Raw genomic sequence first — 21,863 nt, 5'->3', positions numbered from 1 at the left:
GCTGAAGACAAATACATCCTTGCCTGCGCCGCCGGTCAGGGTGTCCTGGCCTCGGCGCCTGCCAGGGTGTCGTTGCCGGCGCCGCCGTTGATCACGTTGTTGCCGGCGTTGCCGATGATCAGGTTGTCGCTGGCGTTACCGGTCAGGCTCAGGTTCAGGAGGCCGGTACCCCGTGCATCCAGGTTCTCCACGTTGGCGGCCAGGGTGACGCTGGCCTTGCCGATGAAGTTCGCAAAGGCATCGGAGTCGGTGCGCAAGATCAGGGTGTCATCGCCTTGCCCAGCCTTCTCCACCACAGTGTCTTCCAAGGTAGCCGTGGCCTTGGCCCCGGTGCCCTTGATCACCAGGTCGACCAGGTAGGTGTCGTTGCCGTCACCGCCGATCAGTTGGTCCACACCGGCGCCACCGTCCAGCACGTTGGCCAGGTTGTTGCCGGTGATGATGTTGTTCAGGGCGTTGCCGGTGCCGTTGATCGCGCCCGAGCCGGTCAGGGTCAGGTTCTCGACGTTGTCCGTCAGGGTGTAGTCGATGGACGACTTGACGGTGTCCACGCCTTCGTTGAGCAGTTCGACCACCACGTCACCGACGTTGTCGACGATGTAGGTGTCATTGCCTTTGCCACCGACCAGGCGGTCGGCACCTTCACCACCATCCAGGATGTTAGCGGCGGCATTGCCGGTCAGGATGTTGTTCAGGCCGTTGCCGGTGAGGTTGATCGCGGCGGCGGAGTAGGCCACGGCGTTTTCGATGTTGTCCGCCAGGGTGTAGGTGTTCTTGGCGTAGGACACCACGTTGACCGTGTCGGTACCGCCGTTGAGTTCCTCGATCACCTGGTCCTTGTCGCTGTAGACAAAGTAGGTGTCATCGCCGTCGCCGCCGGTCAGGGTATCGCCACCGTTCTTGCCGTCGAGGACGTCGTTGCCCGTGCCGCCGGTGATGACGTTGGCCGACGCGTTACCGGTCAGTTTGTTGCCCAGGTTGTTGCCGGTGAGATTGAACAGGCCGGTGCCGGTGACGGTGATGTTTTCGAAGTTCACCAGGTTGCCGGCGCTGAGGTCGATGCTCTGGGCTTCGGTCTTGCTGGTGTTGTTGTAGCCGATCTGCAGGGTGTCGTTGCCTTCGTCGGCCTCTTCCTGGACCAGCGCCAGTTCGGCGGCGTTGTCGAGGATGTACAGGTCGTCGCCATCGCCACCGATCAGGGTGTCGATGCCGGCCTTGCCGTCGAGGATGTTATTCCCGGCGTTGCCGATGATGCGGTTGTTGGCGGCGTTACCGTTCAGGGTGATGGCCAAGGTGCCGGTGTTGCGAGCATCCAGCACTTCCAGGTTGGCGCCCAGGGTCACGGCTGCGACACCGCTGAAGTTGGCGACGGCCGAGTCGCTCATGCGCAGTTGCAGCACGTCCAGGTCACCTTCACCGGCTTTCTCGGTGACGGTGTCTTCCAGGGCCACGGTGGCCTTGTTGCCGGTGCCCTTGGCCAGCAGGTCAACGATGTAGGTGTCGTTGCCGGCCCCGCCGATCAGCGTGTCTACGCCAGCACCACCATCCAGCACGTTGGCCAGCCCGTTGCCGGTGATGATGTTGTTCAGGGCATTGCCGGTACCGTTGATCGCACCCGAGCCGGTCAAGGTCAGGTTCTCGACGTTGTCCGTCAGGGTGTAGTCGACGGACGACTTGACGGTGTCAACGCCTTCGTTGAACAGTTCGACCACCACGTCACCGACGTTATCGACGATGTAGGTGTCATTGCCTTTGCCACCGACCAGGCGGTCGGCACCTTCACCACCATCCAGGATGTTAGCGGCGGCATTGCCGGTCAGTGTGTTGTTCAGGGCGTTGCCGGTGAGGTTGATCGCGGCGGCGGAGTAGGCCACGGCGTTCTCGATGTTGTCTGCCAGGGTGTAGGTGTTCTTGGCGTAGGACACCACGTTGACCGTGTCGGTACCGCCGTTGAGTTCCTCAATCACCTGGTCCTTGTCGCTGTAGACAAAGTAGGTGTCATCGCCGTCGCCGCCGGTCAGGGTATCGCCACCGTTCTTGCCATCGAGGGTGTCGTTGCCCGTGCCGCCGGTGATGACGTTGGCCGCCGCGTTACCGGTCAGCTTGTTGCCCAGGTTGTTGCCGGTGAGGTTGAACAGGCCGGTGCCGGTGACGGTAACGTTTTCGAAGTTCACCAGGTTGCCGACGCTGAGGTCGATGCTCTGGGCTTCGGTCTTGTTGGTGTTGTTGTAGCCGATCTGCAGCGTGTCGTTGCCTTCGCCTGCCTCCTCTTCAACCAGGGCCAGTTCAGCGGCGTTATCGAGGATGTACAGGTCGTCGCCCGCGCCACCGATCAGGGTGTCGATGCCGGCCTTGCCGTCGAGGATGTTATTCCCGGCGTTGCCGATGATGCGGTTGTCCGCGGCGTTGCCGTTAAGGGTGATGGCCAGGGTGCCGGTGTTGCGCGCATCCAGCACTTCCAGGTTGGCGCCCAGGGTCACGGCTGCCGAACCGCTGAAGTTGGCGACGGCCGAGTCGCTCATGCGCAGTTGCAGCACGTCCAGGTCACCTTCACCGGCTTTCTCGGTGATGGTGTCTTCCAGGGCCAGGGTGGCCTTGGTGCCTGTGCCATTGGTCAGCAGGTCGACGATGTAGGTGTCGTTGCCGGCCCCGCCAATCAACGTATCCACGCCGGCGCCGCCGTCGAGGGTGTCGTTGCCCGCGCCACCGCTGAGGGTGTTCTTGGCGCTGTTGCCGATCAGTACGTTGTCCAGTTCGTTGCCGGTGCCGTTGATCGCGGCGGAGCCGGTCAGGGTCAGGTTTTCCAGGTTGGCGCCCAGGGTCCAGGTGATAGAAGACTCGACGGTGTCGGTGCCTTCGCCGGTGTTCTCGATGATCTGGTCCTGGAGGTTGTTCACCACGTAGGTGTCGTTGCCTAGGCCGCCGCTGAGGACATCGGCACCCAGACCGCCGTCGAGGCGGTCATCGCCGGTGCCGCCCTTGAGAATATCGTTGGCATCGCCGCCCACCAGGGTGTCATTGCCAGCGCCGCCTTCCAGGACGATCGGGTTGCTGCCGGTCCAGATCAGGGTGTTGTCGCCGTCATCGCCGGTGAGGACGGTGGAGTGGCCGGTCGAGTCAAAGCGCTGGCTGTGGATGTCGCCAGACACATTGTTGCCGTTAACGTCGCGCTCCCCGGACAGGTCTTCCCAGGTGACCACGAAGCCGCCGTCCGCGGTGGCGTTGACCACCGGGAACATATCGTTCTCTGAGGTGTTGATCAGCAACTGGCCGCCGACCTTGGCGCCGTTCTTGTCGAAAATCTGCGCATACAGGTGCGCGTCGGCAGAGCGTGAGGCTTCGTCCGACGTGGCCCAACTGATGACATAGCCGCCGTCCTTGAGGGCGGTGATGGCGGGCTCACCCTGGATTTCCTTGGTGGCGGTGTTGACCAGGGTCTCGCCACCCAGCTTCGCGCCTTTGTCGCTGTAGCGCTGCATGTAGACGTTGCCGCTCACTGGCTCGTCGTTCTTGAAGGTCAGGCTGACCCAGGTCACCACCAGGCTGCCGTCGCCCAGGGTGGTGATTTTGGCGCCGGACTGCTCGCCTGCGGTGGTGGTGTTGACCAGGGTATTGGCACCGACGGCCTTGCCGGCGGCGTCGTAGCGCTGCAGGTAGACATCGACGTTGCCCGAGGAGCCGGTTTCACGTTCCCAGGCAATGGCAAAACCGGTGCCCAGGTTGGTGATGCTCGGTTCGCCCGCGAAGACCTTGCCGTCCTGGGTCTTGGTGTCGACCTGGACCATGTCGGTGATGGCAAGGTGGGTGGTGCCATCGAAAATCTGCACGAAGGTTTCGGAGGCGAAGAACGGCGAGCTGCTGCCCTGGGCGCCATTCATCTCTTCGGACCAGGTCACGGCGTAGTTGCCGTTGGCCAGGACGGTGATTGCCATGTCTTCGAAACGGACATTGGCGTTGTCACTGTCTTGTGGCGAGAAGCTGATTGGTTCGCCGGTGGCCGTACCCGACCCGTTGTAACTTTGGATCTGCAGCAGGTTGCCTTCGGTGATCCAGCCGATCAGGTAAGCCCCATCCTTGCCGGCAGTGATCACTGGATTGGTGCCGGTATTGCTGTTCAGCAGTTGGTCGTGGAGCAGGGTGTGGCTGGCGTCAAATTGCTGCACGTGGAATTCCCCTGCCTGTTCCCAGACCACCACGTAGTTGCCATTGCTCAGTTGAGTGGAGTTGGGCTCCATGGACACCACGGCACCGGCTTCGTTGTCGAAGCGGTTGTCGTTGATGCTGATGGTTTCGTTGCCCGTGAACTGGACCTTCTCGATGCTCTGCAGGGTGGTGTCCTGGTTGCCCTGGACCACGATGTTGCCAGCGCTGTCCTGAGTGAAGCGATGCTCCGCGCTCGTCCCCAGCAGGCCGGCGGTGTCGGTACCCGCGCCACCGTCGAGGGTGACGTCGTCGGTACCGCTCCAGTTCAGGGTGTTGTCGTGGGCGTCACCGGTGATGGTGGTGGTCGTGGAACCCACCAGCAGGCCCGCATTGGTGACCTTCTGGACGTTGATGTCTACTTCGTTCGGAGTGCTGTTGCTGCTGCTTTCCCAGCTCACCACCACAGTGCCGCCGTCACGCACAGTGACCACCGGCGCGTCGCGCAGGAAGTTGCCCGACGCGGCAGTGCCTACCAGAATCGGCGAACCGTCTTTTTCAACGCCATTGGCATCGAAGCGCTGAATGTAAACGTTGCCGCCGCCGCTCGGGTTGTACTCGCTCCAGGCCAGGACGTAGCCGCCTTCATTGGGCAGCTCGGCGATGGTCGCGCCATTGATCGATTGGCCGCTGCTGATTTCCACCGGGTTGCCGATGGCCACGAATGTGTTGTCGTAAAGCTGGGTGACGATCACCCGGTCTTGGGTGCCGGTGCCTTCAGTGACGTGGCTGACCACGAACTGGCCATTGACCTCGACCACGCCGAAGTAGGAGGCATAACCATTGCTGCTGGTCAGGGTATCGAGAACAATTGGGGCGCCGGCGATCAGCTTGCCGTTGGCGTCCAACTGGCTGACGAGGAATTTCGAGGTGAAGGTAGGGTTGTTGCTCTCTGGGTTAGTGACCTTTTGCACGGTGTAGGTCAGCCAGAACTTGCCGTCGGCCCCCTTGAGGATGGTCGAATCGTCGGCTTCGCCCAAGGTGCTGTCACGGGTGACCAGGGTCTGCACGGCGCCGGGGCTGCCGTTGGTGTAGACCACCGATTTGATGTCGGTCAGTTCCAGCAGGGGGTTGTTCGATACGTCGTCGTGGGTTTCGCCCCAGGTGACGATGTACTTGGTATCGCTGAGGACGGTGACCTTGGCGTCTTCCAGGTCGAATGTGGCGGAGCTGGCGACTTTGACCACGCTGCCACTGGTGTTGCCGTCGGCGCCGAACAGCTGGGTGTACACCGTGGAGACGTCGTTATCGTTCTCCGAGGTCCAGGCCAGGATGAACTGGCCATTTTTCAGGGCAGTGATTGAAGGGTCATCGACATCCGGGGTTGGGATGTTGGTGCGCTGGATCATCTCGCCGCTGGCGGAGTAGCGCTTGACCACAATGCCTTCGAAACTGTCGTTGTCCACAGACCAGGTCAGCACATAGCCGCCGTCGTCGAGGGCGGTGACATAGGGGTCTTCGACGCTGCCGGAGGCGTGGACGGTGTCGACCTCACGGCTGGCAGTGATAACGCTTTCACCGAGGGTCAGGACCAGGTCACCGCTCAGACCTTCCGAACTGGCGACGACGGCGCCGTCCTTGCTGACTTCAATATTGCCGCCGGCGTCACTGAAGCTGTAGTCCGATTCCGGTCCGTCAAAAGTGGTTTGCATGACCATGGTCCTGTTCCTTGTCTGGGGTAATGAGGCGCGGCGGGTTGGCCGGCTGGAGCATCAATGAGGCGCGCAGATACGGCCGCGCCGGGAATCCGGGCGGCGACTTATCTGATGATCCTTATCAAAAATTTCAATCTTGTAACAAAGCGTACAAATAATGGCAATGCGCCATTTTGCTGGCTTTGAAATATATATTTATCGGGTTGTCGGCCGTCATAGCCGGAGTGTTAATCGGTGTGTGGCCGTTTGTCCGGGCAGTCGCACGCGGGCGCGCAGGAGGGATCTCAGGTGACAGGCCCGCGGCTTTGCGGGAACTGCCCAGGAGGCACCGATGAACAATAAGACACCGAACAGCCAGACACCGAGCGGGCCGAGCTCTTCGGAGCATGCATCCGGCCAGGACGAGCTGGGATTTGATCCGGATTCTCCGGACCTGGCCGATCCCCAGGTCGACCCCATTGGCCCGGCCAAAGCGCCGCTGGACCCGGCCCCGCAACCGGGCAAGACAGAACGGCCGAAGGCCTACGATCCACTGGCCAATCTGCGTCGTTAGCCGCGCAGGGCTGGCCGGTGGCAGGAGAAAAATCGGGATGTTGGAGGGCTAATCGACAATCACCCGCTCATTCAGGCCATCCCCCAGGCAGATCGACAACTGCTGCCCGGCCTTGTTGAACGCGCACGTCGGCAGCGGCGGCTGTAGCAGTTTCAGCATTACGAAGAGGGCGCAGCCGGCGATGCAGGCCGCCAACAGGGTCCTGATGGCCAGCATCAGGCCGGGCACCGGCTTGACCCGGGGCATGGCCCGGCGCCGACGCCAAAGCACCCAGCTGCCGTAGAACAGCGCCGCGCCGATCATCAGCATCAAGTCGATTTCCCGAGGGCTCGGGCTATAGAGCCGGTTGCCGTCGGAGTCGTCCGGATAGAACAGCCGCCAGCCGGCGCTGATGCCCAGCAGCAGCGCTCCGCTGACCAGGCTGCCGAGGGTGGCCCCGGGCAGGCGCAACAGCAGGCACAGCATCAGGCTCGTAAAGACGATGGCCCACCCCATCAATTGCGCCGCGGCGCCCATGCCACCGCCGAACAGGGTGCCGCCGACGTCAATGGGTTTGATCAGGTCCCAGTTGATGTAGCCCAGGCCCAGCACCAGGGCGCAGATTGCCAGTGCGCTGGCGCAGTAATAGAACCCTAACCACAGGGAGAAGTAGCGAGGCATCGGAGTACTCATGTGCTAAAGAAAAGGGCTCGCCGGTCGTCGGCGCCGGAGCGGTTCTGGCCTGCTGCCGACGCTCGTCCAACGGGCTGGAGAGTGCCGGAAGCGACGCGATTCAATCGACGATTATGTGTTCTTCCGAGTCATGCCCGATGCACACGCTCAATTGCTGGCCGGCCTTGTTGAAGGCACAGGTGGGCAGGGTCAGCTCCTTGTAGATCGTCCAGGGCACCAGGGTGAAAACGCTCACCAAGAGGCCCGCGACCAGGGTCCGGAGCAGCAGCAAGAAACCGGCCTTGGGCGGCGCCACGGGCTTTTTCAGCCGGCGTCGGCGCAGGTATTCGCCGCTGAGCAGGAAGGCGGCCCCCACCAGCATCGCCACGCCGATCTCATGTTGTTGCGGGCTGAACATCAGGTGGCCGTCGGCATCGTCCGGGTAGAACAGCAGCCAACCGGCGCCCATGACCAGGGGCATGATGCCGGCGCCGATCCAGGCCAGGGTCGATCCCGGCAGACGAAACACCAGGGTCACGGCCAGGGCAACCGTGGCCACGGCCCAGCCCGACAGGTACATCTGGGTGCCCATGGCGCCGCCGAACAGGGTGCCGCTGACTTCCGAGGGGGTGATCAGGCACCAGTCGAAAAAGCCCAGCAGCAGCAACGGAATCGCGCAAGCGATCCAGCTTAGGGCGGTGAACATCCATAACCACAGGGTCAACGGGCGAGGCATTGTCGTTCTCATCAAAGGGTGAGGGGGAATCACGCCCCGAGGCGGCTCGGAGCGTTGAATAGCGTGCGGCGCTACAGCAGGCTCAGGCCGCTGAGGTACAGCACCAGGGCGCAGCTGATGCCGATCAACGGCACCCTGAACCAGTAGCGGCGGGCGAGCAGCAACAGGCTGGCCAGGAACAGCGCGCCGAGCCCAAGCAAAAAGCTTGAGTGTTGCAGCAGCAGTGGCTGGAACAGTGCCAGGTAGCCGTAGATCAGGCCGAACAGCATGGCCCCCAGGCTATGGCTGGCGTTGAAGCCAACCCAGGCTCGCCACATGCTGGTCTGGTCGGTGATGCGCGGCGAAACGACTTTCATCTGCGCGCCCAAGGCGGTGTCGCGGGGCTGGAAGCGGGTGCTAAAGAAGGTGAAAAACAGGTGCAGGAGCCCCAGTGCGAGCACGATGGCGGCGCTGAGGGCGATCAGAAGTTGGGCTGACACAGGAAGTCCTTTTGCTGGTTCGGGCGGCAGTATGCAGCGAGCGTCGGCCTGCTGCATGGGCTTCTTGTGTGATTTGTGTGGGGTTTCCCCGACTGCGATGGCGCGCCAGGCGTCGCCATCGTCGGTAGAGGAGAGGCCGCAGGCGCCTCAGAACTGCTCGGCGTCCAGCTCGAACAACGGGTCACTGCCCGCGCGGATGCTTTGTTCCAGGCTGAGGATGCGCGGCAGCAAACGGCTGAAGTAGAAGCGCGCGGTGGCCTGCTTGGCGCGGTAAAACGCCGGGTCGGCACTTTGCTGTTGCTCGGCGACCTGGGCCATGCGCGCCCACAGGTAGGCATAGGCCACGTAGCCGAACAGGTGCAGGTATTCCACACAGGCGCTGCCAATGGCGTGGGGATTGAGGCGTGCCTGTTCCTGCAGCCAGTCGCTGAGGCTTTCCAGGCGCTGCACCGCATCCAGCAGCTCGGTGCTGTAGGCCGCGCCGGCCTGCTGGGCGTAGTCGCGGATTTCCCCGGTGAACAGGCGCAGGGCCACGCCGCCGTTGCCCACCACTTTGCGCCCCAGCAAATCCAGGGCCTGGATGCCGTTGGTGCCTTCGTAGATCTGCGCGATGCGCACGTCGCGCACCAGTTGTTCCTGGCCCCATTCGCGGATGTAGCCGTGGCCGCCGAACACTTGCTGGCCGTGCACGCAGCTGTCCAGGCCGGTGTCGGTGAAAAACGCCTTGGCCACCGGGGTCAACAGCGCCACCAGGGCTTCGGCGTTGTGCCGCTCCTGAGGCTGGTCGGCGAATTTGGCCAGGTCCAGTTGTTGCCCCACGTAGCTGGCAAAGGCGCGGCCGCCTTCGGTCATGGCTTTCATGCTGAGCAGCATGCGCCGCACATCGGGGTGGACGATGATCGGGTCGGCCACCTTGTCCTTGGCCACGGCGCCGGCCGGGGAGCGGCTTTGCAGCCGTTCCCGGGCGTAGGTGCGGGCGTTCTGGTAAGAGGTTTCGGCGCAACCGATGCCCTGGATGCCGATCGACAGGCGCTCGTAATTCATCATGGTGAACATCGCCGCCAGGCCCTTGTTGGCCTCGCCGATCAGCCAGCCGGTGGCGCCGTCGAAGTTCATCACGCAGGTGGCCGAGGCCTTGATGCCCATCTTGTGTTCGATGGAACCGCAGCCTACGGCGTTGGCCGCACCCAGGGCGCCGTTCTGGTCCACCAGGATTTTCGGCACCAGGAACAGCGAGATGCCTTTGGGCCCGGCGGGGGCGTCCGGCAGCTTGGCCAGCACCAGGTGGATGATGTTTTCGGTCAGGTCCTGGTCGCCGCCGGTGATGAAGATCTTGCTGCCGCTGATGCGGTAGCTGCCGTCGGCCTGGGGTTCGGCGCGGGTGCGGATAATCCCCAGGTCGGTGCCGGCGTGGGCCTCGGTCAGGCACATGGAGCCGGCCCAGCGGCCTTCGTACATCGGCGGCAGGTACAGCGCCTTGAGGGTTTCACTGGCGTGGGCGTCGATGGCCAGGCAGGCCCCGGAACTCAGGGCCGAGTACAGGGCGAAGCTGGAGTTGGCGGCGTAGAGCATTTCTTCGAACTGCACCGCGAGCATCTTCGGCATGCCCATGCCGCCGTAGGCCGGGTTGCCGCTGAGGCCGACCCAGCCGCCTTGGATGTAGGTGCTGTAGGCCTCTTTGAAACCTTGCGGCGTGCTGACCTGGCCAGCCTGCCACTGCGCGCCTTCCTCGTCGCCGCTGCGGTTGAGCGGGGCGATCAGGTTGGCGGTGACCTTGGCCGCCTCTTCGAGAATCGCATCGGCGGTGTCGGCGTCCACGGTGTCGGCCAGGGCCGGCAAACGGGCCCAGAGCTTGGGCGCGTTGAACACTTCATGCAGAACGAAGCGCATATCGCGCAGCGGAGCATTGAATTCGGGCATTGCAGGAACCTCGGGCAAAAGGGGAGGTTGAACGGCCGTGGCCGCGTGAATAAAAACGCAGACCCCGCCACCTGGTAGGAGCCGGCCGGGCGGCGCTCCGCTTGTCGGCGAAGGGGCCCATAAGCCTGGCGTCGCACGGGTGGACGCCATCGCCGGCAAGCCAGCTCCTACAGGGGCGTGTATGCAGGCTAGAGGTTTTTCGCCATGTCGCGCAGGACGAATTTCTGGATCTTGCCGGTGGAGGTCTTGGGTAATTGGCTGAACACCACGGTGCGCGGCACTTTGAAGCCCGCCAAGTGCTCGCGGCAGAAGGCGATGATGTCTGCTTCGCGCACGTCCTGGTGATCGGCCTTGAGGGTAATGAAGGCGCAGGGTGTCTCGCCCCATTTTTCGTCGGGCCGGGCCACCACGGCCGCTTCCAGCACCGCCGGGTGGCGATAGAGCACGCCTTCCAACTCGATGGTGGAGATGTTCTCGCCGCCGGAAATGATGATGTCCTTGAGCCGGTCGCGGATCTCAATGTAGCCGTCCGGGTGGGTCACCCCCAGGTCGCCGGTGTGGAACCAGCCGCCCTCGAAGGCCTCGGCGGTGGCGCTGGGGTTCTTCAGGTAACCCTTCATCACGGTGTTGCCGCGCATGAAGATCTCGCCGATGGTCTGGCCGTCCCGCGGTGTCGGTTCAAGGGTTTTCGGGTCGGCCACCATCACCCCTTCCAGTGTGGGGTAGCGCACGCCCTGGCGTGACTTGATCTGGGCCCGCTGCTCCAGGGGCAACTCGTCCCAGGCCGCGTGCCAGGCGCACAGGGTGACCGGGCCATAGACCTCGGTCAGGCCGTAGACGTGGGTCACCTTGATGCCCATTTCTTCCACCGCACCGATCACCTTGGCCGGTGGCGCGGCGCCGGCCACCATGGCGTTGACCGGGTGGTCGATGGCGGCCTTAGCCGACTCCGGCATGTTCACCAGGGCATTGAGCACAATGGGCGCGCCGCACAGGTGGGTGACCTGATGCTCGCGAATCAGGTTGAGGATCTTCTGCGGATCGACCCGGCGCAAAAACACATGCACCCCGGCCAGGGCGGTGACGGTCCAGGGGTAGCACCAGCCGTTGCAGTGGAACATCGGCAGGGTCCACAGGTACACGGGGTGGTTGCCCATGGCCCAGGTCATTTGGTTGCCCAGGGCATTGAGGTAGGCGCCGCGGTGGTGGTAGACCACGCCCTTGGGGTTGCCGGTGGTGCCCGAGGTGTAGTTGAGGGCGATGGCTTGCCACTCGTCATCCGGCCACTGCCAGGCAAATTCGGGATCGCCCTCGGCAAGAAAGGCCTCGTAGTCCAGGTCGCTGACTGGCTGGCCTTCGCCGTATTCCGGGTCGTCCAGGTCGATCACCAGGGGCGGGTGGTCGAGCATGGCCACGGCAGCGTGGATCACCTCGGAGAATTCGCGATCGGCGATCAGCACCTTGGCTTCGCCGTGGGCCAGCATAAAGGCGATGGCCTCGGCGTCCAGGCGCACGTTGAGGGCATTGAGCACGGCGCCGATCATCGGCACGCCGAAGTGCGCTTCGAGCATCGCCGGGATGTTCGGCAGCATCACCGCCACGGTGTCGTTCTTGCCGATGCCGCGTCCGGCCAGGGCCGAGGCCAGGCGCCGGCAGCGGCGGTAGGTCTGGGCCCAGGTGCGACGGATCGAACCGTGGATCACCGCCGGGTAATCGGGGTAAACCGCAGCGGTACGTTCGATGAAGCTCAAGGGGGAGAGGGCGATATGGTTGACGGCAGTCGGCGCCAGGCCTTGCTCGTAGATGGACATGGTTCGGGTACCCGGTGGCTGATTATTAGCTCTATTGGCCGAGTCGTTCGTTGCGTGTTCTGCATACGCTGAAAACGGCCCTATCAATCCCCGTGTAGGAGCCGGCTTGCCGGCGATGGCGATCGCAAGGGCGCCATTTCCCATAGGGCGTAGGTCCAGGTACGCAGCACACCCAGCGAAAGCTCGGTGACTTATCCGGGGTCTTTTATATACTGTTTGTCGATTGATATGGAAGTACTACCTGAGTTGTATGGTATTTATACTATAAAAATAATTCGCTGCTTTGGCCCACAGGTTGACCGACCATGCCCAGCTCCACCCACTTGAGCCGCTGGCTGCACCTGCAGCGCGAAGGCCGCTTGCCGGACTCACCCTGGCTTGGCCATGACCCGCAACCCAGCCTGTTGCTGGACGCCGAAGCGCGGCCGCTGGACCTCAATCCAGCCTTGCGCCAATGGCTGGACGGCGTGGCCAGCGGCGAGGTCGCGGCGCTGTTGCCGGTCAATCACCCAGCCCTGGTCCGGGCCTGCCTGGAGCAGCAGCGGGCCATCGAACAAGTGGAGGCCCAGTGGGGCGAGCGGATCCTGCTCTGGACCTTTATCCCTGACCCGCACCGGCAGCGGGTATTGGCCCGCTGCCAAGAGGCCACGACCCAGGTCCTGGCCGAGCGTGAGTCAGCCAAGGCGCGGCGCCTGTACCGGCTGATCACCGAAAACACCACCGACCTGATTTCCCGGCACACCCCGGACGGCAGCTTTCTCGACGCCTCGCCGGCCTCCTGGACCCTGCTCGGCTACTGGCCCGAAGAACTGCGCGGCCTGCTGGCCCGCAGCCTGTTCCACAGCCAGGACCTGGCCGGGCTGATGCAGCGCACCCAGGATGCCCTGGAGCAGGACGGTTACCACACCATGACGTACCGCATCCGCCACCGCGACGGCCATTACCTGTGGTTCGAGACCGCCTGCCGGGGGATTCGCGACACCTACACCGGCACCGTGGTGGAAGTGGTGGCGGTGTCCCGGGACATCACCGCCCGGGTCCAGGCTGAAGAGAACAAACGGCGGCTGGCGGAAGTGGTGGAGGCCAACCCCGACCCGGTGCTGTTTATCCAGCCCGGCGGCGCGGTGACTTACCTCAACCCGGCCGCCCGGCACACCCTGGGCCTGGGGGCCGAGCAGCCGATGCCCGAGTTGGTCGCGATCCTCAGCCAAGAGGTGCTGGGCCGCTTGCAACGGGAGGGTTGGGAGCGCGCTGAGCGCAGCGGCCGCTGGAGCATCGAGGCGCGCCTGCAACCCCCGGCCGGCGGCGCCTCGGTGCCGGTGTCGCTGATGCTCCTGGCCCATCGCGCCGCCAGTGGCGAGCGCTTCTATTCCCTGGTGGCCCATGACCAGAGCGAGCGCGAATTGCGCGAAGCCCAGCAGCGCCATCACCAGGACGAACTGGCCCACACCGCGCGCCTGGTGACCCTGGGTGAACTGGCCTCGGGCATCGCCCATGAGATCAACCAGCCGTTGGCGGCGGTGGTCAATTACGCCAACGCCAGCCAGCGCTATTTGCAGAACCTGGACACTCAGCCTGAGGCGGTCCGCAAGGTCGCCCAGGGCCTGGAGCGGATTGCCGAACAGGCGACCCACGCCGCCGAAGTGATCAAGCGTTTGCGCGCTTTTCTGCGCAAGGGCAGGCGCCAGGTCCAGGCCCTGGACATGGCCGACGTGGCCCGGGAAACCGTGCGCCTGTGTGCCTGGGAGGCCCAGGCCTGCCAGGTGACGATCGAGCTGCGCCTGGCGGATAATCTGCCGCCGGTGTACGCCGACCGGGTGCTGCTGGAGCAGGTGTTGCTGAACCTGCTGCGCAACGCCATCGAGGCCAATCGTGAGGTGCATCCGCAGCAGGCCTCCCACATTGTCCTGGGGGCCGAAGCGGCTGCCGGGGGCGGGGTGCAGGTCAGCGTCAGCGACCAGGGCCCCGGGGTGTCTGTCGAGCAGTTGCCGCAGTTGTTCACCCCGTTCTTCACCAGCAAGGCCAACGGCCTGGGGTTGGGGCTGTCCATGAGTCGCAGCATCGTCGAAGGTTTCGGCGGCGACTTGCAGGCCCAGCCCCAGGACCGTGGCTTGACGATGTGCTGTCGGCTACCGGCCAGCGCCCCGGCCGACCCCGATTCAACGTCCCACCCAACAACAGGAGCAAGGCAATGACCCCCATGGCGCAGCAGGTGGTGTACGTGGTCGACGACGACCCGGGCATGCTCGACTCCACCGTCTGGCTGCTGGAGTCGGTGGGCCTCAAGGCGCTGCCTTTCACCAGTGGCCGGGCGTTTCTCGAACACTGCGATCCCAGCCTCAATGCCTGCGTGCTGCTGGATGTGCGCATGCCCGGCATGGGCGGCTTGAATGTCCAGGAGGAACTGCGCCAGCGCGATATCCAGTTGCCGCTGATCTTTGTCAGCGGCCACGCCGACGTGCCCATCGTGGTCCGGGCGTTCAAGGCCGGGGCAGTGGACTTCATCGAAAAGCCCTACAACGAACAGCTGTTGCTGGACAGCGTGCAGCAGGCCTTGAGCCGCGCCGACCGCCACCAGAGCCAGAGCGCCGGGCAGGCCCGGGTGCACGGTTTGCTGGAGAGCCTGACGCCACGGGAGAAGGACGTATTGCTGCCGCTGGTGCAGGGCTACACCAATCGGGACATTGCCGAGCAGTTGGGGGTCAGCGTCAAGACCATCGACCTGTATCGCTCACGGGTGATGAAGCGCATGCAGGCCGAACACCTGCCGGAACTGGTGGGCATGGCCATCGCCGCCGGCCTGGTGGACCCGCTGCAACTGCGCTGAGGCTCAGGCCACCGCACTGCGCACTGGAGCGCCGGCCAACAGGCGCTCGATGGCCCCGGTCAGCAGGTTTTCCAGCAGGGTTTCCCGCTCCCGCTCGGCCAGGGATTGCCCATTGAACCAACTGGGGGCGCTGTTCAACAGGTTGGCCAGTGCATGGCCGGTGGCCCGTCGTGCGCCTTCGCCAAGGTCGGGCGGGGTGTGCAGAAGGTCCAGCAGTTGCTGTTCGTAGCTTTGGCGCAACTGCTCGACCCGCGCTTGCTGGTCGGGGTTCAGGCAGCCGCTGTCGCGCTCCACCAAACGGAAATGCCGCGGCAGTTCCCGGTGCAGCTTGAGGTGGGCGCGGATCAGCGCCGGCAGGCAGTCGCCTTGCCGCTTGCGCCGCTGCAGGCGCTTGAGGGTGCTGTGCAGTTCGTCGTAGAACTCTTCGATCAGGTCCAGCAACAGGTGCTGTTTGCTCGGGTAATGGTGGTACAGCGAACCCGGGGTCAGGCCCAGGTGGCTGGCCAGCTCACGCATGCCGACCTGGCCAAAGCCCTTGCTGGCGAACAGCTCCAGGGCCTTGTCGCGGCTTTCGGCGAAGCGTGAGCAGCGCTCAGCCATAGGTATGGAAGCCTCGCCCGGTCTTGCGGCCCAGGTAGCCGGCGGCGACCATTTCCTTGAGCAGCGGCGCGGGGCGGTATTTGCTGTCGTTGAAGCCGTCGTAGAAGGCTTGGAGGATCGCCAGCAGGGTGTCGAGGCCGATCAGGTCGGCCAGGGCCAGGGGGCCGATGGGCTGGTTGCAGCCCAGGCGCATGCCGGCGTCGATGTCCTCGGCGCTGGCAAGGCCTTCCTGAAACACCAGGATCGCCTCGTTGATCATCGGCACCAGGATGCGGTTAACCACGAAGCCCGGGCGGTTGCCGGCGGTGATTGCGGTTTTGCCCAGGCGTTGGGCCAGGTCCAGGGCCAGGGCGTGTGTCCCGTCGCTGGTCTGCAGGCCGCGGATCACTTCAATCAGGCCCATCACCGGCACCGGGTTGAAGAAGTGCAGGCCGATAAAACGCTCGGGCTGGCTGACGCTGGCGGCCAATTGGGTGATCGACAGCGACGAGGTGTTGGAGGCGATCACGCACTCCGGGCTGACCTGGGCGGCGATCTGTTGCAGCACCCGCAGCTTGAGGTCGAGGTTTTCGGTGGCGGCTTCGATCACCAGTTGCACGTCACGCAGGGCGCTGTAATCGGTGCTGGTGCGGATCAGCGCCAGGGCGGCGTTTTTTTGCGCCTCGCTCAGGGTGTCCTTGGCCACTTGGCGGTCGAGGTTTTTGGCCACGGTGGCCAGGGCCTTGTCCAGGGCACCTTCGGAGATGTCCAGCAGGGTCACGTTGATGCCCGCTTGGGCACAGACCTGGGCGATGCCGTTGCCCATGGTGCCGGCCCCGATAACCGCGATAGTGTGCAGATTCATCTTCAACGCTCTTCCTTTGTTCGACGCCTTCGCAGAGCATGGCGCTTTCGCCAGGCAATGCGCTGTATGGGGGCCGAGTCTAGAGCCCGTCGGCGCTTGGCGCCTATGCCGAAAGCGGTCAACCGCGCTGGCGTTTTTTGCCATGTCCACAGCCACTAGAGGGCCCAACCTTGATGCGGGAAAAGGATTCGGTCGCGGTCTATTTCGTCCAGGTGATGACCCACGCCATGCGCGATCAGCCCGAGCGCCTGGCGGCGGTGCTGGCCGAGGCGGGCATCGAACCGGCACTGCTGCAGGACCCGTTGGCGCGGGTGCCGGCCAGCGCCTTTGCAGCGTTGTGGCTGATCCAGATTCGGCAGTTGCAGGACGAGTTTTTCCAGCTCGATTCCCATGGCATGCCGCCGGGCAGTTTCGCCCTGATCTGCCGAGGGCTGATCCAGGAACCCACCCTGGAAAAAGCCCTGCGCCAGTGCCTGGCCAATTTCAGCCTGTTCCTGCGTGACTTTAGCGGCAGCTTCAGTGTGCGCGGCAAGCGCGCGGTGATCAGCCTCGACAGCCGGGCCGGCGACCCGGACAGCGGGCGCTATGGCGAAGAAACTTTCCTGGTGCTGATCATCAGCTTGCTGTGCTGGTTGGGCGGGCGGCGGATAGCCATCGACCGGGCGGACTTTCGCCATGGGCGGCCGGCCCTGAGTGACGATCCGCTGCTGTGGGGGCCGAACCTGACCTTTGCCGCCGGGCGCACGGAAATCGAGTTTGCCAGCCGGTTTCTGCGTTTGCCGGTGGTGCAGGATCTGGCCTCGCTGAAAGTCTTTTTGCGCAGTGCGCCGCAGTGGCTGGTGATTCGGTTTCGCAACCAGCACGGGTTGGCGACCCAGGTGTATCAGCGTTTGCGCCAGAGCCATTACAGCCAGTGGCCGACCCTGGAGGCCTTTGCCGCCGAGGTGCAGATCAGCCCCAGCACCTGCCGGCGGCGCCTGGAGCGCGAGGGTTGCTCCTTCCAGGAAATCAAGGACGAGGTGCGCCGAGGGTTGGCGGTGGACCTGCTGCGCCGCAGCGGCAGCAGCATCGTCGAGATTGCCGAACGCACCGGCTTCCAGGAGCCCAGCGCCTTCCACCGCGCCTTCAAGAAATGGACCGGTGAAAGCCCCGGCCGCTACCGCGCGCGCTTCCAGCCCGCCCCGCGTTAGCCGGGGGCCGTGTGGGAGCTGGCTCGCCAGCGACGGGGCCCCTGAGACCGCCATCGCCGGCAAGCCGGCTCCTACAGGGTGGGGCTGTTTAGGGTTTCAGGCGGGGCGGCGGCCGGGCATTTCGATGCCGTGCTGGTGCACGCGGCGATACAGGGTGGCGCGGGAGATGCCCAGGGCGTTGGCCGCTGCCGTGGGCTTCCAGCGGTGCCGCACCAGGGCGTCCAGCAGGGCCTGGCGTTCGGGGCTGGCGCCCGGTTCCCGCAGCAGTTGTTCCGGCTCGGCGCCGCGCAGTTGTTCGGGTAGGTCATTGAGCTGAATCAGCTCGGCCTCGCACACCGCGCAGGCATAGCGCAGCACATGTCGCAATTGTCGGACATTGCCCGGCCAGCGATACCCCAGCAGGCACTCCAAGGCGGCGCCGGCCAGTTGCACCGGCACGCCGCACAGGGCCGACTCCTCCTCAAGAATCCGCTGAATCAGGCGCAGCCGATCACTGCGTTCGCGCAGCGGCGGCAACTGAAACCGCGCGCCGCCCAGGCGGAAATACAGGTCTTCGCGAAAGCTGCCTTCCGCCACCTGGGTTTCCAGGTCGCGGTGTGTGGCGCAGATCACTTGGATGTCCACCGCCTTGCGCTGGGACGCGCCCAAGGGCGCCACTTCACCCTCGGCCAACACCCGCAGCAAGCGGGTCTGCAAGGCCAGGGGCATATCACCAATTTCATCGAGAAACAGGGTGCCGCCATCGGCCTGTTGCAACAGCCCCTGCATGCCTTTGCTGGAGGCTCCGGTAAAGGCCCCGGCGACGTAGCCGAACAGCTCGCTCTCGATCAGGCTTTCGGGAATCGCCGCGCAGTTCACCGCGACAAAGGGCCGGTCCCGGCGCTGGCTGGCCAGGTGCAGTTGCCGGGCGAATACTTCCTTGCCGGAGCCGGTTTCACCCTGGATCAGCACCGGCAGGTGACGGTCCTTGACCCGCACCGCCAGGCGCAGGCTGTCGGCGACCCGTGGGTCTTCCTCGTTCGGCAGTAAGTGGCGCTGACGCGTCGGGTTCGGGCGCCGGGGCGCGCTGAGGCGGGCATGCAGGTCGTTAAGCAGGCACAGCGATGCGTCGCCGGCGCGGTGCAGCAGTTGTGGGTCGAACACTTGGCCGATGTGCTGGGGCAGTTGCCCGTAGCGTTGCAGCAGGTAGTGCCGCGCCGCGGGGTTCAGCGCCTGCAGGCAGCCGTCGTCGTCCCAGGCGAACAGGTAGTCCGGCTGGCTGTCGACGTAGCCCGGGCTGCCGTGAGCCCGCAGCACCCAATAGCCCTGGGCGCTGCTCATGAAAAACGCCTGTTCGATCTCCCGCGCGCTCTGCACCACCATCTGCCGGATCAGGTGTTGGGAGCGGCGGTCATCGGGGGAGCGCACGGCCGACACATCCAGTACCCCGAGCAGTTCGCCCTGGGGGTCGAACACCGGTGCGGCGGAGCAGGTCAGGCCGATAAAGGCGGCGCGGAAGTGGTCGCGCTTGTGCACCGTGACCGGCGCCTTGGCAGTCAGCACCGCGGCCACGCCGCAGGTGCCTTCTTCGCCTTCCGACCAGCAGGTGCCCAGGTACAGCCCGGCCTTGCGGCAGTCATTGCGGATGGCGCTTTCCACCCGGTAGTCGATGGTCTGGCCCTGGGCGTCGGTGAGCAGCACGCAGTAGTCGGCGTCGCGCACGCGGCCGTGGAGGCGGGCCACTTCTTCGCTGGCAATGCGCAGGAACAGTTCGGAGCGCTCGCGGCATTCCTTGAGCACGTTGTGGGAAAGGATCCGCGGCCCTTGCAGCGAGCCCGGGTCCAGGTGGTGCTGGTCCATGGAGCGGCGCCAGGAATCGAGAATCAGGCTGGGAACAGGCAACTGCGGCAGGTGCGCAGCGTTTTTCAAGACACGGCTGACGCAATCCACATGCGCCTTCGAGTGTGCGGAAAGCATTCAGGCCTCCGGTTCAGCTTCTTATCGTTGTGGGCGCATTAAGCGCCGATCCTCGGGTGGCGACAAGCGCCGCCTGCCCGAACGGCCACCCTGAGACGCCACGTCTCAAGGTCTCGCCGTTGGCCCGTGCAGGCTGAGATGCCACGTCTCAGCGGCGGCTGGCATCAAGCGGTTTGCCATCGGCAAGCAACCGCTCTGCAACGGGCTTTTTCAAGTGTTTTTGCGCAACTGGCATCGGCCTTGCTCTAGGCCTGGTAACCCGTTCTGGCCACCCGCCCGACTGGCCACCCAATAATAAAAAAGAGGTGCCCTATGTCCTCCTGCCGAGGCTTGTTTCCTGTCCTGCCCGGGCTTGTGTCATGAGCCGTGTCATCAGCCGCCCGCCCTTGACCGTGGGCATCATCGCCAACCCAGCGTCGGGGCGCGATGTGCGCCGCCTGACTGCCAACGCCGGGCTGTTTTCCAGCACCGACAAGGTCTCGGTGATTCAGCGCCTGCTGGCGGCCTTTGGCGCCACCGGCATCGAGCGGGTGCTGATGCCCACCGATATGACCGGCATCGCCGCCGCCGTGCTGAAGAACAGCACCAGCCGCCAGGCCCGGGACAATCACTGGCCGGCCCTGGAGTTTCTCGACCTGACCCTGCGCCAGACCGTCGAAGACACCCGCCAGGCCGCACGCTGGATGGCCGAGCACGGGGTGTCCCTGATTGCCGTGCTGGGCGGCGATGGCACCCATAAGGCGGTGGCCGCCGAGGTCGGTGATGTTCCGCTGCTGACCCTGTCCACCGGCACCAACAACGCCTTCCCGGAACTGCGCGAAGCCACCAGCGCCGGGCTGGCTGGCGGCCTCTATGCCAGTGGCCGGGTGCCGCCCGAGATTGCCCTGCGGCGTAATAAACGGCTGCTGGTGCGCGAGCCGGCGAGGGGCCTGTGTGAAGTGGCTTTGGTGGATGTGGCGGTGTCGCCCCTGGCCTTTGTCGGCGCCCGGGCCATCAGCCGCGGGGCGGACCTGGCCGAGGTTTTCGTGACCTTTGCCGAGCCCCAGTCCATTGGGATTTCCGCCCTGTGCGGGTTGTGGCTGCCGGTCACCCGCCAAGACCCCCACGGCGCCTGGATGCGCCTGGACCCGAACGCCCCCGAGGCGCTGCTGGTGCCCCTGGCGCCCGGCCTGTTACAGGGCTGCGGGGTGCTGGACGCCGGCTACCTGGCGCCTGATGTGCCTCAGCCCCTGGCGCTGGCCAGCGGCACCCTGGCCCTGGATGGCGAGCGCGAAATCGAATTCAACGCCCATGACCGGCCCACGGTCACCCTGGATGCCGGCGGCCCGCTGAGCATCGACGTCAACGCGGTCCTGGCCCACGCGGCGCAGCAACGCCTGCTGGCCATCGACCGCCACCACCGGCAACACCCCGTGAACCTTCAGCCCCAAGACACCCTGGAGAATAAAAATGTCGATACCGTTAACCACTGAACAACTGCTGCACGCCTACCAGGTGATGCGCACCATCCGCGCCTTCGAAGAACGCCTGCACGTGGAGTTCGCCACCGGCGAGATCCCCGGTTTCGTCCACCTGTATGCCGGTGAGGAGGCCTCCGCCGCTGGGGTCATGGCCCACCTGCGAGACGACGACTGCATCGCCTCCAACCACCGTGGCCACGGCCATTGCATCGCCAAGGGCGTGGACGTGTACGGGATGATGGCGGAGATCTACGGCAAGAAAACCGGGGTCTGCCAGGGCAAGGGCGGCTCCATGCACATCGCCGATTTCGAGAAGGGCATGCTCGGCGCCAACGGCATTGTCGGCGCCGGTGCGCCGCTGGTGGTGGGGGCGGCCCTGGCGGCCCGGCTGCAAGGCACCGACGGCGTGTCCGTGGTGTTCTTCGGCGACGGCGGCTCCAACGAAGGCGCGGTGTTCGAGGCCATGAACATGGCCTCGGTGTGGAACCTGCCGTGCCTGTTCATCGCCGAGAACAACGGCTACGCCGAGGCCACGGCGTCCAACTGGTCGGTGGCCTGCGACCACATCGCTGACCGCGCCGCCGGCTTCGGCATGCCCGGGGTCACAGTGGACGGCTTCGACTTCTTTGCCGTGCACGAAGCCGCCGGTGCCGCCGTGGAACGGCCCGGGCCGGGGAGGGGCCGTCGCTGATCGAGGTCAAGCTGACCCGCTACTACGGGCACTTCGAGGGGGATGCACAAACCTACCGCGCCCCCGACGAGGTCAAGCATTTCCGCGAGCACCAGGACTGCCTGATGCAGTTCCGCGAGCGCACCGTCCGCTCTGGCCTGGTCCAGGCCAGCCAGCTCGATCAGATCGACAAGGACGTGGACACCCTGATCGAAAACGCCGTGCGCAAGGCCAAGTCCGACCCCAAGCCGAGCGCGGCCGACCTGCTGAGCGACGTTTACGTCTCCTACCCCTGAATACTCCCTATAACA

Annotated in this window: 14 protein-coding genes and 1 pseudogene; 6 read left to right on the top strand and 9 right to left on the bottom strand. The window is 64.8% G+C overall.

Annotated elements, in window-relative coordinates; all coding sequences use genetic code 11:
• Positions 1 to 35: 35 nt before the first annotated feature.
• On the bottom strand, positions 36 to 5,852 hold the full coding sequence (locus M1B35_RS10275) for a beta strand repeat-containing protein (protein ID WP_268261860.1): 5,817 nt from the start codon (positions 5,850 to 5,852) through the stop codon (positions 36 to 38).
• A 334-nt stretch (positions 5,853 to 6,186) separates the two neighbouring features.
• Here M1B35_RS10275 and M1B35_RS10270 point away from each other — a divergent pair, with 334 nt between their 5' ends.
• Positions 6,187 to 6,408, top strand: coding sequence for a DUF6021 family protein (locus M1B35_RS10270; RefSeq protein WP_123331164.1), 222 nt, complete (start codon positions 6,187 to 6,189; stop codon positions 6,406 to 6,408).
• 48 nt (positions 6,409 to 6,456) lie between these two features.
• On the opposite strand, the gene M1B35_RS10265 is transcribed toward M1B35_RS10270, so the two are convergent.
• The 5 genes from M1B35_RS10265 to M1B35_RS10245 form a co-directional block, all read right to left on the bottom strand.
• On the bottom strand, positions 6,457 to 7,068 hold the full coding sequence (locus tag M1B35_RS10265; RefSeq protein WP_268261859.1) for a hypothetical protein: 612 nt from the start codon (positions 7,066 to 7,068) through the stop codon (positions 6,457 to 6,459).
• Positions 7,069 to 7,180: 112 nt separating this feature from the next.
• Entirely contained in the window at positions 7,181 to 7,795 is a 615-nt protein-coding gene (locus tag M1B35_RS10260; protein WP_123331167.1) for a hypothetical protein, read from the bottom strand.
• Between the two features lie 71 nt (positions 7,796 to 7,866).
• On the bottom strand, positions 7,867 to 8,274 hold the full coding sequence (locus tag M1B35_RS10255; RefSeq protein WP_123331169.1) for an LIC_13387 family protein: 408 nt from the start codon (positions 8,272 to 8,274) through the stop codon (positions 7,867 to 7,869).
• Positions 8,275 to 8,421: 147 nt separating this feature from the next.
• Positions 8,422 to 10,194: an acyl-CoA dehydrogenase C-terminal domain-containing protein gene (locus M1B35_RS10250; RefSeq protein ID WP_268261858.1), complete on the bottom strand. Its 1,773-nt coding sequence runs from the start codon at positions 10,192 to 10,194 to the stop codon at positions 8,422 to 8,424.
• A gap of 188 nt (positions 10,195 to 10,382) precedes the next feature.
• Positions 10,383 to 12,005: an acyl-CoA synthetase gene (locus M1B35_RS10245; RefSeq protein ID WP_268261857.1), complete on the bottom strand. Its 1,623-nt coding sequence runs from the start codon at positions 12,003 to 12,005 to the stop codon at positions 10,383 to 10,385.
• Between the two features lie 305 nt (positions 12,006 to 12,310).
• Between M1B35_RS10245 and M1B35_RS10240 the strand changes: the two genes are divergently transcribed.
• Together M1B35_RS10240 and M1B35_RS10235 are read left to right on the top strand one after the other, a co-directional pair.
• Positions 12,311 to 14,200, top strand: a complete 1,890-nt coding sequence (locus M1B35_RS10240; RefSeq protein ID WP_268261856.1) for a PAS domain-containing sensor histidine kinase — start codon at positions 12,311 to 12,313, stop codon at positions 14,198 to 14,200.
• Positions 14,197 to 14,832 carry a response regulator transcription factor gene (locus M1B35_RS10235; RefSeq protein ID WP_123331177.1) on the top strand — a complete coding sequence of 212 codons (636 nt, stop codon included), beginning with the start codon at positions 14,197 to 14,199 and terminating at the stop codon, positions 14,830 to 14,832. The genes M1B35_RS10240 and M1B35_RS10235 overlap by 4 nt, the downstream gene beginning before the upstream one ends.
• Positions 14,833 to 14,835: 3 nt before the next feature.
• Here the strand turns inward: M1B35_RS10235 and M1B35_RS10230 are convergent, their stop codons facing one another.
• Positions 14,836 to 15,432 (bottom strand): TetR/AcrR family transcriptional regulator, encoded by a 597-nt coding sequence (locus M1B35_RS10230; protein ID WP_268261855.1) that lies wholly within the window; start codon positions 15,430 to 15,432, stop codon positions 14,836 to 14,838.
• The gene (locus tag M1B35_RS10225) at positions 15,425 to 16,276 is read right to left on the bottom strand and encodes a 3-hydroxybutyryl-CoA dehydrogenase (protein ID WP_268261854.1); all 852 of its coding nucleotides are present in this window, start codon (positions 16,274 to 16,276) and stop codon (positions 15,425 to 15,427) included. The genes M1B35_RS10230 and M1B35_RS10225 overlap by 8 nt, the downstream gene beginning before the upstream one ends.
• Before the next feature lie 173 nt (positions 16,277 to 16,449).
• Here M1B35_RS10225 and M1B35_RS10220 point away from each other — a divergent pair, with 173 nt between their 5' ends.
• Positions 16,450 to 17,466, top strand: a complete 1,017-nt coding sequence (locus M1B35_RS10220; protein WP_268261853.1) for an AraC family transcriptional regulator — start codon at positions 16,450 to 16,452, stop codon at positions 17,464 to 17,466.
• Positions 17,467 to 17,562: 96 nt separating this feature from the next.
• On the opposite strand, the gene M1B35_RS10215 is transcribed toward M1B35_RS10220, so the two are convergent.
• Positions 17,563 to 19,422 carry a sigma-54-dependent Fis family transcriptional regulator gene (locus tag M1B35_RS10215; protein WP_268261852.1) on the bottom strand — a complete coding sequence of 620 codons (1,860 nt, stop codon included), beginning with the start codon at positions 19,420 to 19,422 and terminating at the stop codon, positions 17,563 to 17,565.
• Positions 19,423 to 19,781: 359 nt separating this feature from the next.
• On the opposite strand from M1B35_RS10215, the gene M1B35_RS10210 reads away from it, so the two are divergent.
• Together M1B35_RS10210 and M1B35_RS10205 are read left to right on the top strand one after the other, a co-directional pair.
• The gene (locus M1B35_RS10210; RefSeq protein WP_268261851.1) at positions 19,782 to 20,894 is read left to right on the top strand and encodes an ATP-NAD kinase family protein; all 1,113 of its coding nucleotides are present in this window, start codon (positions 19,782 to 19,784) and stop codon (positions 20,892 to 20,894) included.
• A pseudogene (locus M1B35_RS10205) lies at positions 20,872 to 21,848 on the top strand (thiamine pyrophosphate-dependent dehydrogenase E1 component subunit alpha). Before M1B35_RS10210 ends, M1B35_RS10205 begins: the two are co-directional and overlap by 23 nt.
• The last annotated feature ends 15 nt before the right edge of the window (positions 21,849 to 21,863 follow it).

Source organism: Pseudomonas morbosilactucae, assembly GCF_023241665.1.
GTDB lineage: Bacteria > Pseudomonadota > Gammaproteobacteria > Pseudomonadales > Pseudomonadaceae > Aquipseudomonas > Aquipseudomonas morbosilactucae.
Note: the sequence above shows the minus strand (reverse complement) of the source record. Positions and strands in the feature narration are given on the sequence as shown.

Bases quoted from the DNA above. Each gene is read 5' to 3' on its own strand.
- M1B35_RS10275 (WP_268261860.1), bottom strand. From the start codon at position 5,852: ATGCAAACCACTTTTGACGGACCGGAATCGGACTACAGCTTCAGTGAC.
- M1B35_RS10270 (WP_123331164.1), top strand. From the start codon at position 6,187: ATGAACAATAAGACACCGAACAGCCAGACACCGAGCGGGCCGAGCTCT.
- M1B35_RS10265 (WP_268261859.1), bottom strand. From the start codon at position 7,068: ATGCCTCGCTACTTCTCCCTGTGGTTAGGGTTCTATTACTGCGCCAGC.
- M1B35_RS10260 (WP_123331167.1), bottom strand. From the start codon at position 7,795: ATGCCTCGCCCGTTGACCCTGTGGTTATGGATGTTCACCGCCCTAAGC.
- M1B35_RS10250 (WP_268261858.1), bottom strand. From the start codon at position 10,194: ATGCCCGAATTCAATGCTCCGCTGCGCGATATGCGCTTCGTTCTGCAT.
- M1B35_RS10245 (WP_268261857.1), bottom strand. From the start codon at position 12,005: ATGTCCATCTACGAGCAAGGCCTGGCGCCGACTGCCGTCAACCATATC.
- M1B35_RS10240 (WP_268261856.1), top strand. From the start codon at position 12,311: ATGCCCAGCTCCACCCACTTGAGCCGCTGGCTGCACCTGCAGCGCGAA.
- M1B35_RS10235 (WP_123331177.1), top strand. From the start codon at position 14,197: ATGACCCCCATGGCGCAGCAGGTGGTGTACGTGGTCGACGACGACCCG.
- M1B35_RS10230 (WP_268261855.1), bottom strand. From the start codon at position 15,432: ATGGCTGAGCGCTGCTCACGCTTCGCCGAAAGCCGCGACAAGGCCCTG.
- M1B35_RS10225 (WP_268261854.1), bottom strand. From the start codon at position 16,276: ATGAATCTGCACACTATCGCGGTTATCGGGGCCGGCACCATGGGCAAC.
- M1B35_RS10220 (WP_268261853.1), top strand. From the start codon at position 16,450: ATGCGGGAAAAGGATTCGGTCGCGGTCTATTTCGTCCAGGTGATGACC.
- M1B35_RS10215 (WP_268261852.1), bottom strand. From the start codon at position 19,422: ATGCTTTCCGCACACTCGAAGGCGCATGTGGATTGCGTCAGCCGTGTC.
- M1B35_RS10210 (WP_268261851.1), top strand. From the start codon at position 19,782: ATGAGCCGTGTCATCAGCCGCCCGCCCTTGACCGTGGGCATCATCGCC.